A 12,334-nucleotide genomic window follows, 5' to 3' on the forward strand; every position below is an offset into this window, starting at 1 on the left:
CTCATATATTTTCCCCCGTTCTTTTCAATTATTTGATATTTCTATAAATACTGAAATTAGTGTTAAAATTATTCCGCTTTACCATTAAAGTAAAGCGGGAGCGTATTGTGCAAGGACTTCTCGTTGTAAACTGTAATATCTGAAGGTTCCCTCTCTGCGAACTGCTAATAATCCGCAATCGAGTAATGGTTTTAAATGATGCGTCAATGTTGAATTGGCAGTGACCTTTAATTGATTTGCCATTTCCAGGCAAGCTAACTCTGATTGCCCTGCAAGTAATTTTACGATTTGTAAACGAGTCGATTCACCTAGTGCCTTATAGACTTTTACTGCAATATCATCATTCACCACTAAAAACCTCCTTTCAGCAATTCTTATTTCAGTATTTATAGAAATAGTGTATTTAATCAAAGATGCTTTGTCAAGAGAGTCCTTTTCCATTTTTTAATTCAAAGGCTGTTTTCTTAATTTAAGAATGAGATTGTGATTTCCACTTCATTAGTTATAGGTTAAATTCAAAAAATGTTTTCAATTCGTCCGATTCGGTTTAAGCTTTTTCCGACAATTGCATTTTTTTTGGATGAAAGTATTTGATTATTGCATTCCTATTTATTCACTCCAAATTCCTATTCACCTCTAACGGATTTATTTTCTACTTTTTGTAAAATCCCCATTGGAATATACGTGATGAAAAATACAATCAATCCGACAATTTCAAGATTGATATAATACATGATTCCACTTCCGAAATAGGATAATAATGTTTTCGTTTCCGAAGGGCTCGCTAGGAAGAAAAAGTTCGTGCCAAGCAGGTGATTCAAGAAAAAAATAGGCACCGCGATGATATTCAAGGTAATAAAGCTAAATAGAATGGATTTCCTGGGAACCCTGTAATCTTCAAATAGGATAAAATACAATACGGATATCGGAATGGCAGCATGTTGAAGGAAATATCGGATGAAGCGAAAATGAGGAAATTGGTAGATAAGATCTGGTGTCACCATTGCTAAAATGGCAGGAAGGAGACCGATAAAAAATAACAAATTAAACCCCTTTTGACTGGTTTTTAGGAATAAGTAAAGAGCTAAAAAGGTACTTAGTGAACAAACCTGTAGGGGTAAATCACCTACTTCCCATTCCTTCGTCAGAATTAACCACACATGTAGTGATAACTCACAAACAATCAAAATACTAAATAGTGTCCATTTGATGTTAGACTGGTATGACCTCAGTTTCTTTCTGAAAAACACCATAATGCAACATGTGATAAAGAAGATAATTAATGTAACAATATGGGGCAGGGAAAACAACGTGAAATCTCGCATACCACTAACAGAAAACATGAATACCCCCTCTTTCTCTGGATATTTTCAATTCATTCGCTACATAAACTGAACCATGAAATAGCGGAGTCATTTGCGCATGATAAATCAAATGCACTGACTCCGCTTCATTGTTTTTAACCTATATTTAAAAAACTCGACTTACCTTTGGAGATGACTTCCACACTATTTTTCAGTATCTAATAGAAATTTCCCTACAATTGCGGCGATGATTCCACCAACGATTGGGGCAATAAGATATACCCATAATTGGGAAACAGCGTCTCCTCCGGCAAATACTGCTGGTGCAAGGCTCCGTGCAGGGTTAACAGAGGATCCAGTCAAAGGAATACCAAATAAGTGAACTAACAATAATGTGAAACCTATGACAAGCCCCGCTATTGATGCATTGCCTTTTTTGCCCGTAATGACCATAATCACTAAAATAAAGACGAATGATAAAACCGCTTCCACTAAAAAGGCACCAGAAGATTCAAGATTTGCGTAACCATTCTGTCCTACATTATCTACCGAAATGTTCGATAATTTTAAAAAGGCTGTTAAAAGTGCCGTTCCTAAAAAAGCGCCTAAGACTTGTGCAACTAAATAACAGATTAGTTCTTTGCCATTCAACCGTTTGTTTACAAACATGGCAATGGACACAGCCGGGTTTATGTGGCATCCGGAAATGGTTCCGATACTATATGCCATGGCGACTAAGGACAATCCGAAGGCCAAACCAATTCCAAAAACGCCAATTCCATCCACACCGCCGCCAAACACGGCCGTTCCAGTTCCAAACAGAACCAGAACACACGTGCCAATAAATTCAGCAATCCCCTTTTTAAACATAAATTTCCCTCCTCACAAATGGTTAACACGTAATTTTGCAAAGAATAGGGCAAGTTTGTAGGGTTTTGACATGGCATTACCGGTAAGCAATTTGAAACGTTTGGTATTAGTATATCCGGTTGTTTCTTAGAGCTCTAAGTACTAAGAAATATATGACAATTATGGGGCGAATAAGACTTTTAATGAAAATTTCATTTATACGAAAAAGGTAAAAATGCCAAGGGACGATTCTTGAGAACCGTCCCCTAGGAATTACTTTTTCTTCTTTTTTCCTTTACCCTTGCCTTTTCCTTCGTCTTTCCATTTTCCAGGTTGATCTTTTTCTTTTTCTTTCTTTTCTCCATTCCCAGGTGTTTCTTTTTTAGGTACGATTGGAACTTCTGCAGATGTGATACCTTGGATATAGAGTTCATTATTGAATCGATAAACACTTTTTGGTTGCGGGAAACTGGATGAGTCTGTTCCTAATGTTTGCATCATTGCTTTAAACATGTACTGCGCAATTTTTGTTGTATTTCCAATCATATAATTCCCCTGGCCGTTTTGCTCATAACCAGTCCAGACCGCCATCGTGTATTGTGGTGTATAGCCGGCAAACCAACTATCATTTGTGGCATTGCTTGGGTAGCCAAATCGCGCTCTTGTATTACTATCAAAATTGGTTGTTCCCGTTTTTCCAGCCACATCCAGGCCAGACACATTGGCTGTTGTTCCTGTTCCGGAATTTACCACTGAACGTAACATATCGGTAACCATATAGGCGGTATAATCCTTCATCACACGCTTCGGTTTTCCTGCAAAACCAATTTCCGTACCATCAGGAAAGACCACTTTTTGAACAAAATGCGGTTTATGAAAAACGCCACCGTTCCCAAAAGCACTATAGGCGCCTGCCATTTGTAACGGATTAACGGTATTGCTTCCGATTGAGTATGATTCATAAACCTGATTGTTAGGGAACGTAATTCCAAGTTGTTGCGCAAACGCCTTTGCCTTTTCCAATCCCACCTCTCTCATCGTGAGAAGTGCAGGGATATTGTATGAGTTTTGCAATGCCGACCGAATTGTCAGCATGCCATGATTTTGATGGTCCCAGTTTGAAATCGACTGGCCAGATGAATAAGTGGTCGGCTGGTCATTGATTAAATGGGCAGTGGACCATTTTAAATGTTCAATCGCAGGACCATAATCAAAAATTGGCTTAAACGACGAGCCCGGCTGACGTTTCATATCGATGGCAAAGTTGTTGCCCATGAAATCTGCTTGAAAGTCGTTTCGTCCGCTTCCAATCGCTCTGACTTCACCCGATTTTGTATCCAAGAAGATAAACGCTCCCTGAAACCTGTCATTCGGATAAGCAATGATTTCGTTTGAGTTCAACATTTTATCAGCATAATCCTGTGCATTTGGATCGAGGGTAGTGTAAATGGATAATCCATCTGTACTGATATCAACATCCTTCAGTTTCCCTTTTACCTCTTTTACAGCAGCGTCTAGGAATGCTTCATACGGCATACTTTGTTGATTCTTTTTCGCCACCAGTCCTGCTGTTACGGGAACTTTTGTTGCTTCCTGCATTTGTTTTTCTGTAATATAGCCGTGTCTATGCATCAAGCTTAATACAAGATTACGGCGGTTGGTGGCCTCTTCTTTGTTTTCGGGTTTGGATGGGTCGTAATTATTAGGACTTTGCGGCAATCCTGCTAACATGGCTGCCTGCGAAAGCGTCATTTTTTTTAACTCATTTGCTTCTAGGCCATAGTAGTTTTTCGCTGCAGTTGCCACTCCGTAAGAGCGATTGCCAAGGTAGATTTTGTTCAAATACATCATCAGAATCTCATGCTTGGAGTACTTTTGTTCCAATTCATATGCCAATTTCCATTCTTGGACTTTTCGCTTTAATGTTTTTTCAGGAGTCAAAAATGAGTTTTTAATTACCTGCTGCGTTATGGTACTTCCACCCTGTGATCCGAAATCTCCGGTTACGTTCACGAAAATGGCTTTCGCCGTTCTTTTTATATCAATACCATGATGTTCATAAAAACGGGAATCCTCCGTGGCAATAAACGCGTTTTCCAACACTTTGGGAACTTGTTCATAGGTAATTTTTGTTCGCTTTTCTTTCCCGTATTCATAGAGGAAGTTTCCATTTTTATCGTAAAACTTCGTTGAAAGCGGATCTACTAGTTTAGAAGAATCCAAATCGGGAACACCCTTCACCATTGAAGCGAACGTGATGGCTCCTGCTCCCGTTGAAACAAGTCCAAGCACCAAAAAGACGATGACTAATTTTTTCAACAAAGACCCTTTTTTCGGACTTTTATCCCTTTTTTGATGATTTTGACTTGTCTTTTCAGCTTGTTTTCGTTCCTCACGAGATGTATATGTTGCTTCTGTCATTCTCTTCTCTCCCATGCAAGGTTACTCAATGTTGATTAAAAATAAAATAAGGAAAGTATTTACTCCCCAGATTAATTACATATAATGATTCGGAACGATTTTTAAATTTATGGGGGGCACTAAATAAAAAGGCCCTGTTAAATTTGGCTGTTGATTTCCGCTACAGGCGCCAAATAAAAAAAGACGCTACCCAATTTTAATGGGAAGCGGCAGTATTTGTGTGAATTTTTTCAGGGTTTACCTCTTTTCAATTGTCCCATCTGCATGTCTGGCAAATCTGCCAGAGTCCGCCTCATTTACAGGATCAAGACGGCCCCATGGCCAACCCCCGAATTGTGTTCTTCGAAACTCGTTAAAAGCTTCACGGATCTCTTGCTCTGTTGTCATGACAAAGGGTCCATATTGGGCTACAGGTTCTTGAATAGGCTCACCTTCAAGAACAAGCAAATAAGCATCTTTCGCTCCATTTGTAAGTTCGATTTCTTGATCACCGGCCAGTTTTACTCGGTGAGAGGATGGAATCCTATTTCCCTCTATTTGAATTTCATCACCTTGATAAAAATATAAATTTCTGTTTAATGTACCTGAAACGGATGGCAGAGTGAAAGAAGCGTTTGGCTCCATATGAAGGAGATAAATACCCACATGATGGTTAGGATCCTTTGCCCAAGAAGCAGCGGTTGGCTCTAGAGAAGTCATTTCCTGCAATTTTCCTGCTATCAGTTTCACCGTTGTTTGCTTCCCGTTTGAACCAATTGACTGCATCACAGGTATATCTTCAGCCCACAGCATCTTATAGTCTGGATTAGCAGACTTATTTTTAGCTGCGAGATTCAGCCAAATTTGAAAGAGTTCAAGGGGGTTGCCTTTATCCTGATGTACAAGCGGGAACATTTCTGTATGCTGACAGCCCTTCCCAGTTGTTAGCCATTGGACATCTCCATCACCATAGCGTCCTGATGCTCCCATTGAATCAAAATGATCAACAAAGCCTTCTAATACGACCGTTACGGTTTCAAAGCCACAGTGAGGATGTGCAGGAAACCCTGGAACCTCATTTCCATGATACATCCTAAAGCCATCTCGCAACGTAAAATCTTCACCTAGCTTCCTTCCTTCCAATGAAGTACTCGGTCCCTGCTGATCATTTCCAGAAGGATAAGCATCTTTATGATACATCGTCACGAGAAACGGATCTTCAGTCTCCCATTGAAAGCCTAGCTTTTGTAATTTAAGAATTTTATTGTCTGCCATCGTTTCCTCCGTTAATATTTATGAGTATTATTTAACTGCCTTAGCAAGCTGATTCATTGAGTTTAATTCCTTTGAAAGCTCCATGAACCATTCTTTATCTCCTGTTGATAATGCCAGGTCTATTAAAAACATTATTTGTGACTTGTTTGTAACTTTAGAAACAGGCAGTACTTTTACCTGTTTATTTAAAAAAGGTATTGTTTTGCCAACCTTATTATTATTGTCACTCGTAACGACGATTACCTTAACTGCCCCATCCGGAATATCTGGCAAAAGAGAATCAATATATCCAATAATTAATTCACCATCCAGCGATTCACCCTTAATCCAGTCACCCGGTTTTAATATCGTATTGGAAAACATACTTTTTCACCTTCTTTTTATTGACTTTTTGTTACATCTATCAGGATAAAACTGTAACTTATTTTATTACATTTAATTTAAAGAATTCAGCAGCCATAAATCGATTACAGCCGCTTATCAACCAGATCGACAACCTCTTTGATTGTGTAATCCTTTAAATATTCACCTAGATGTTCTTCTGCACCTAAGAAAATGCTGCATAGGACTCTTTGCATATTCGCGCCTACAATACACTGTTCATTTGATTCAGGACACTTAGGCTGCAGAGCACCTTCAGAGGTTATCTTATATATATCCCAGAGATTAACTTCACTTTGATCTAGCGCAAAAATAAAACCGCCGCCAGTTCCCTCTTTCGATTTAATAAATCCATGTTTTTTTAACAAACTTAGCACTTTACGAATCCGTACCGCGTGAACGCCGGCGCTTTCTGAAATAGCATCGCTTGAAGACATTCGGTCCGGCTGTAGTGCTAGATAAGTTAAACTATGAATGGCAAGGGTAAAATCACTATTCATGGTCTTGCCTCCTTACAAATAAAACGGCACATAGCTTATTACTATTGTGTGCTTCTTTATCAATATTAATGACGTACTGTAATCCTATACATTACAGATTTTCCTGTCAAACTTTTAGCCTAATTGGCCTCTTTTTGCAATTCGTTGTATAAGTAAGTGCGAACCTTTCGGGGCAAAAAACTGCGAATTTCGTCGTCGTTATAGCCAATCTGTAATCTTTTTTCATCAAGAATAATTGGCCGGCGTAACATTTTAGGATGTTCAATGATTAATTCATAGAATTCATTAAGCGGTAGTGATTCAAGATTTATATTTAATTCTTGAAATGTTTTTGAATTAGTTGAAATAATTTCGCTAGTCCCCTCTTCGGTCAAACGAAGAATCGATTTAATTTCATCGACTGTAAGCGGATTTGATAAAATGTTTCTTTCAACGTAGTCAATTTGATGTTCCTCGAGCCAGGCTTTTGCTTTTCGGCAAGAAGTACAGCTTGGTGTTGTATACAGAGTTACCATCCTTTTTCACGCTCCTTAAATACTTTATAAAACCTTTTTAAATGTAATATAAATTTTTACAGTTTCTATACTGTAAATTTAATCGTTACAGTTAGAAATGTCAACTGTAATTTTTTAGTTTTGATTAAAAAATTTGCAGAAGATTCCTTCTGACTATTCAATCCTTTATCGTGTGCTCCACAATTAGTCCCATGCTATTAAAGTATCTTATCGTACAATCAGTTCTTTCATTCTTTAATATCTTATATTAAAAGATTGAAAAGGTGGTGATTTAATAGTGTGGGACCAAAATTGGAAGAAATCCTCAGCGGCTTATGGTTTTGTTACACTTGTAGGTGCGAAGTCTATACTAGTAAGACCAGGTGAACATATTCGATTTAATCAACATGGCCCACTGGAAAATATAAGGTTTTCCAAAAATGATGGTATCTTAACCGTTTTAAAATCGGGAGACTATAAGATTGAATATACTTTGCTAATAGATGGTCCTGCTTCAACTTCGGTATATGGTATTGTCTTAAATCATTCTTTGGTTCCTGGAAATCTAACAAACTTTGGCATAACAAGGCAAGTGGATAATGCTACACTAATGCTTGTAGGACAGGCAATTATCCATATTCCCAAAAATTCTACAATCGAGCTTAGAAATATAGGAACTGCTACAGATACCCTATTACCCATTTTAGCGAACAGAAGTATAAATGCCGCATCATTATCGATTGAGAAAATTAGTTGATAGTGAGTGTTTACTGGGATTCGCCTTTTGATGCCTTGAAACATATTTATTATTCGTAACCCAGAAACGCCAAGGATAATCCTTGGCTTCACCAGTATTGTCAATTCCGATTCTTTTCCCCATTGATATACTTTCCGGACAGTAGCCTCTGGCAACAAATAAAGGAGGAAGAGTCAGTAGATGGCCATAATCCTCCATCTTAATGCCTAATGATTTCGTCAGCTTGCCGGGCCCGTTAGTCAGATTTCTCACATCATCAATGCCTCTCCTGCTTTTCATAAGCTCTATACCATTGACGGGTTCCAGTGCACGAACCAAGATGGCTTCAGGTTTTTCTTCCCCTCCGCTGACTATATTGAAAAGGCAATGTGTATGCATTAAATATGTATAGGCAAGCCCGGAACGTTGGAACATGACCTCTGTTCTTGCCGTCCGTCGGTTATTATAACTGTGGGCAGCACGGTCACCAGGCCCCACGTAAGCTTCTGTTTCTACAATATGTCCAACCGCAATGCCCTCCTTCGTTTCTTTTACCAAGAGACAGCCGAGCAATGCCTTTGCCAATTCAAGTGTGGGCTGTTCAAAAAACGACTGTGGTAATGGAACAATTTCTTTAGCCAAATCTTCCAAATGGGATACCTCCACTAAAATGATTGAACATAGAAATAAATCATATGGTATGAATTTACCATTTTATTTTTAAATTTCAATTTCTTAGGCGATTGGCAAAAAAATTGTTATAATATAGCACATATGGAAGATGAAGATGTTCGATGAACCATATCGATTCCTGCAGAAAAAGGAGAAAAGCAATGATCTGGTTAATTATTTCCACAATATTACTTGCTGCATCTGCTGTCTGGTTAGGTTATACCGTAAAAAAAGAAAAGGCTAAACAAAAAGAATTGAGAAACAACCATTTCGATGAGCTTGCTGCAATGAAGGAAATACAAAAAGCTTCTATGGAAACGGCAGCAGCGACCTATGATGAGAAAGTTTTCCTTTTATCTGAATCCTACCAACGTGGAATTGAAAAGTTGATGCTTGAAAATGAAGAGATTCGAAAAAATTATCGAAACCCAGGGGAAATCAAAACCCATCAAATACTTGAAGGTTTTAAAAATGATTTAATTCGAAAAAGAATTATTCCTCCCGATGAAATGATTATCATGCCGAATATTTTTATACCTGAAGGAAACGGAATGACTAGGCAGATTGATCACCTTGTATTATTATCAACTGGTTTATATGTAATAGAAACGAAACATTGGCAAGGCCACATTGTAATGGGATTAACAAAAATGGGCAGTCACAAGTTTTCTTTTTTAGCAGATTTAGTAAACAATGAGAAAGAGGAAACACTGTTATTTAGTAAAGATGATTCTAGAGGATTAACCGTAAAGACTTATGAGAATCCAATTTGCCAGGTTCAACAAACAGCGGTCATCCTCTCCAATTATTTACAAAGTCAAGATATTAAAACCTGGATAAACACGTTGGTATTCTTTAATCACGATGAAAAAGAGCTTCACGATTGGTCGGATAACAGCATCGTCAAACGGATTTCCAATAAAGAGCAATTACAACAGTTTTTTATAAATGAACTTACATCTCGAGAAAGAATTTATGGAGCTTTTCAGCTTCAAAATATAAAGCATATTATCGAAAGCGCGAATAATATTTAGCTGATGTGGAATGTGGAATATTTCACAAAAAATAAAGAGAGGCATTCTTCAATAGAATAGCCTCTTCTCACTTATTAGTTAGTCCCTTGGTTTAGCTTATAATTTTTTTTGTACTGCCTGCAGCTTCCGTTCCATCGTATTTTCTTTGTCCCGGCGGTCATCAATTCTGACATTGGTACAAACCCTTTGTAAGCCTTTTTGAAATGGAACTTCATGAATCTCGTGGACGATTTCAAGCAATAATTTTAAATTCCCTTCAATTAGAGTGCTCATTGGGGTTAACTGATACTTCACTCTGCCTTCATACTGTTGAAGAACTCTATGTATTTCAGCAACATACTCACTCACACTTGGTGTTCCTGTTCCAACCGGAATCACGGTAATATCTATAATGGCCATATCCTTCTTCCTTTCATCACACTAATCTTCTTTAGGATCCTCTTGATAATGTTCATTTAAATAGGAATTTTCACCAGTGGCAAAATTCACTGAAAGTAAACTCATTTCCGGATCAACTCCATAAAGTCCTTTAAACTCATTATTGACCATTTCCCCAATTTGAAATTGGGGATCCTTTTCTTTCTGTTCCATTTTAATCACCTCATTTTTGACTAATATCGTGTACTATTTTTTAATAATTATTCTTTAATGTAAGGCGAACAGTGACTGACATTGTTCGCCTTTCGCTTTCATGATAGGTTTATTTTATAACTAATCAACGACAATTACCCTGTCGTCCTTAACGTAAAAGGACATTCTATATTGTGATAATCGAGTAGAGGGAAAATAAGTTGATTATTTTCGCCCCTCTCACACCACCGTACATACGGTTCCGTATACGGCGGTTCAATTTATATTCCAGTGTGTACTTTTAGATAATGTTCTAAAGCAGAGGGAAGTCCCCTCTGCTTTAGTCTTTTGTTTGAGATAGCTTTTTGGACAACTTTTGATAATCCTATATACCGATAACCTTTTCTACAATAGGTTAATCCTTTCGCTTCTTCCTCCGGAATCCCAAGCTGAATGAGCGATTTGATTTGTTTCTTCGGTACTTTCCATAGTTTCCAGATGATTACCCTAATTCTGGAGCGAAGCTTCGTATCTATTCGCTCCGTTGCTTTTTTCATGTTTCCTATCCTGAAGTAGTTTACCCACCCGAATATGACTTGTTTCAGTTTCAATATTCGATAATCCAGTGGGACACCCCAGTTTCGTTTTGTCAGTTTTCGGAGCTTCCTTTGGAATTTCTGTATGGAACTTAGGTGGGGTTTTACTTGGTATCTTTGGTTGTTAACATCGTAATAGTAACCGAACCCTAAGAATTTAATTTCTTTTGGACGTGAAATTTTACTCTTCTCTGCGTTAACGATTAATCCTAGTTTATCTTCTATAAATCTTACGATTGATTTCATTACTCTACTCGCTGCTTTCTCACTCTTTACAAAGATGAGAGCGTCATCAGCGTATCTCACGAACCGTAGTCCTCTTTTCTCTAGTTCCTTATCGAGTTCGTTTAACATAATATCACTTAATAATGGGCTAAGGTTTCCTCCTTGCGGAGTCCCGACGGGTGTTTCTTCATATTTCCCTTTCACCATGACTCCACTGACTAAGTATTTTCTGATTAACGAGATGACATCACCATCATCTATTGTGTTGGCAATAATTCGAATGAGTTTATCGTGATGAACTGTATCGAAGAATCTTTCAAGGTCAATGTCTACTACCCAGTCGTGTCCATCATTCAGAAATTCCAAGCTTTTTATAATAGCCATCTCACAACTTCTGTTTGGTCTAAAGCCGTAACTGAATTCACTAAATTGCTTTTCAAATATCGGACTGAGAACTTGATGAATGGCTTGTTGAATTACTCTATCCACTACTGTTGGTATTCCCAACTTGCGCATCTTGCCATTTTCTTTTGGGATTTCCACTCTTAAGGCAGCTTGTGGTTGGTATTTTCTTGTTCTGATGCGCTGACGTAGCTCATCCTTGTTCTCTCTCAGATATTGCTTTAGTTCTTCGACTGTTACTCCATCAACCCCACTCGCACCTTTATTTTTATAGACGCGCAGGTAGGCTTCGTTCATATTTTGATTACTTAGAATCTGTTCTAAAAGTTCCACACTCGTTTCTCCTTCCCTCTCACGTAGTAAGTGATAGCTCCATTTTTGGTTAGCCTTTGAGATACGCTCATACTTTCACCATTAATACATTCGGAGTACGTCACTTACGCATTCGTGGTGTTGAAACACTATAAATTGTTCAGTCCTTCATGAATTAATTTCACTACTATGACTTCTGCTGACTTCTTGCGACTAACCTTTTTCGACTGTACTTCAGTACATCCACAAGACCTCCCAGGGTAAGACAACTATCTTTCCTCTTTTACTCGCCTGATTTACTCTACAAAGTTACGCACATCTTTTTGGACTTTGACTTGTCTTGGAGCCTCATCCCTTTATAAAGCCTTAGTATCAGGTTTCTGTACGTCGAGCCAAGATTTTATTCCACGCTTCCTTCAGCCCTTACCTCACGGTAAGTACCTTGCGCTTCCTTAGTGGTTGGTCGATGTGTACCCCCACAGTGGACTTTCACCACCTAGATAGTTGCCATGCCTGGCACAATCGAGTAGAGGGAAAATAAATTGATTATTTTCGCCCCTCTCACACCACCGTACATACGGTTC

At 38.2% G+C, this 12,334-nt stretch carries 14 protein-coding genes; 2 read left to right on the plus strand and 12 right to left on the minus strand.

Annotation, left to right across the window (positions count from 1 at the left end):
* Positions 1-84: 84 nt before the first annotated feature.
* From ABES02_RS27030 to spxA, 8 genes are all read right to left on the minus strand, one after another.
* A complete protein-coding gene (locus tag ABES02_RS27030; RefSeq protein ID WP_430140866.1) occupies positions 85-348 on the minus strand; it encodes an ArsR/SmtB family transcription factor in 264 nt (87 codons plus the stop codon).
* A gap of 278 nt (positions 349-626) precedes the next feature.
* Positions 627-1,343 carry a TIGR02206 family membrane protein gene (locus ABES02_RS27035; RefSeq protein WP_430140868.1) on the minus strand — a complete coding sequence of 239 codons (717 nt, stop codon included), beginning with the start codon at positions 1,341-1,343 and terminating at the stop codon, positions 627-629.
* Between the two features lie 165 nt (positions 1,344-1,508).
* Positions 1,509-2,174, minus strand: coding sequence for an aquaporin (locus ABES02_RS27040; RefSeq protein WP_430140869.1), 666 nt, complete (start codon positions 2,172-2,174; stop codon positions 1,509-1,511).
* A gap of 252 nt (positions 2,175-2,426) precedes the next feature.
* The gene (locus ABES02_RS27045) at positions 2,427-4,574 is read right to left on the minus strand and encodes a transglycosylase domain-containing protein (protein ID WP_430140870.1); all 2,148 of its coding nucleotides are present in this window, start codon (positions 4,572-4,574) and stop codon (positions 2,427-2,429) included.
* A gap of 237 nt (positions 4,575-4,811) precedes the next feature.
* On the minus strand, positions 4,812-5,828 hold the full coding sequence (locus ABES02_RS27050) for a pirin family protein (RefSeq protein WP_430140871.1): 1,017 nt from the start codon (positions 5,826-5,828) through the stop codon (positions 4,812-4,814).
* A 27-nt stretch (positions 5,829-5,855) separates the two neighbouring features.
* A complete protein-coding gene (locus tag ABES02_RS27055) occupies positions 5,856-6,191 on the minus strand; it encodes an IDEAL domain-containing protein (RefSeq protein WP_430140873.1) in 336 nt (111 codons plus the stop codon).
* Positions 6,192-6,295: 104 nt separating this feature from the next.
* Positions 6,296-6,709 (minus strand): RrF2 family transcriptional regulator, encoded by a 414-nt coding sequence (locus ABES02_RS27060; RefSeq protein ID WP_430140874.1) that lies wholly within the window; start codon positions 6,707-6,709, stop codon positions 6,296-6,298.
* Positions 6,710-6,828: 119 nt separating this feature from the next.
* Positions 6,829-7,224, minus strand: a complete 396-nt coding sequence (spxA, locus tag ABES02_RS27065; RefSeq protein WP_430140875.1) for a transcriptional regulator SpxA — start codon at positions 7,222-7,224, stop codon at positions 6,829-6,831.
* A 277-nt stretch (positions 7,225-7,501) separates the two neighbouring features.
* On the opposite strand from spxA, the gene ABES02_RS27070 reads away from it, so the two are divergent.
* On the plus strand, positions 7,502-7,960 hold the full coding sequence (locus ABES02_RS27070) for a BclA C-terminal domain-containing protein (RefSeq protein ID WP_430140876.1): 459 nt from the start codon (positions 7,502-7,504) through the stop codon (positions 7,958-7,960).
* Here the strand turns inward: ABES02_RS27070 and ABES02_RS27075 are convergent.
* Complete coding sequence (locus ABES02_RS27075) at positions 7,937-8,581, minus strand: DNA-3-methyladenine glycosylase (RefSeq protein ID WP_430140881.1); 645 nt, start codon at positions 8,579-8,581, stop codon at positions 7,937-7,939. The two genes, ABES02_RS27070 and ABES02_RS27075, sit on opposite strands and share 24 nt — an antisense overlap.
* Positions 8,582-8,772: 191 nt before the next feature.
* Between ABES02_RS27075 and ABES02_RS27080 the strand changes: the two genes are divergently transcribed.
* Positions 8,773-9,645, plus strand: a complete 873-nt coding sequence (locus ABES02_RS27080) for a nuclease-related domain-containing protein (RefSeq protein WP_430140877.1) — start codon at positions 8,773-8,775, stop codon at positions 9,643-9,645.
* 96 nt (positions 9,646-9,741) lie between these two features.
* Here the strand turns inward: ABES02_RS27080 and ABES02_RS27085 are convergent, their stop codons facing one another.
* The 3 genes from ABES02_RS27085 to ltrA all read right to left on the minus strand — a co-directional run bounded on the left by ABES02_RS27085 (position 9,742) and on the right by ltrA (position 11,771).
* Complete coding sequence (locus tag ABES02_RS27085) at positions 9,742-10,044, minus strand: MTH1187 family thiamine-binding protein (RefSeq protein WP_430140878.1); 303 nt, start codon at positions 10,042-10,044, stop codon at positions 9,742-9,744.
* A gap of 21 nt (positions 10,045-10,065) precedes the next feature.
* Entirely contained in the window at positions 10,066-10,236 is a 171-nt protein-coding gene (locus ABES02_RS27090) for a hypothetical protein (RefSeq protein WP_430140879.1), read from the minus strand.
* A 260-nt stretch (positions 10,237-10,496) separates the two neighbouring features.
* The gene (gene ltrA, locus ABES02_RS27095; protein WP_430140880.1) at positions 10,497-11,771 is read right to left on the minus strand and encodes a group II intron reverse transcriptase/maturase; all 1,275 of its coding nucleotides are present in this window, start codon (positions 11,769-11,771) and stop codon (positions 10,497-10,499) included.
* Between the last annotated feature and the right edge of the window lie 563 nt (positions 11,772-12,334).

It is taken from the genome of Neobacillus pocheonensis (genome assembly GCF_050477905.1).
GTDB classification, from domain to species: domain Bacteria; phylum Bacillota; class Bacilli; order Bacillales; family Cytobacillaceae; genus Neobacillus; species Neobacillus pocheonensis_A.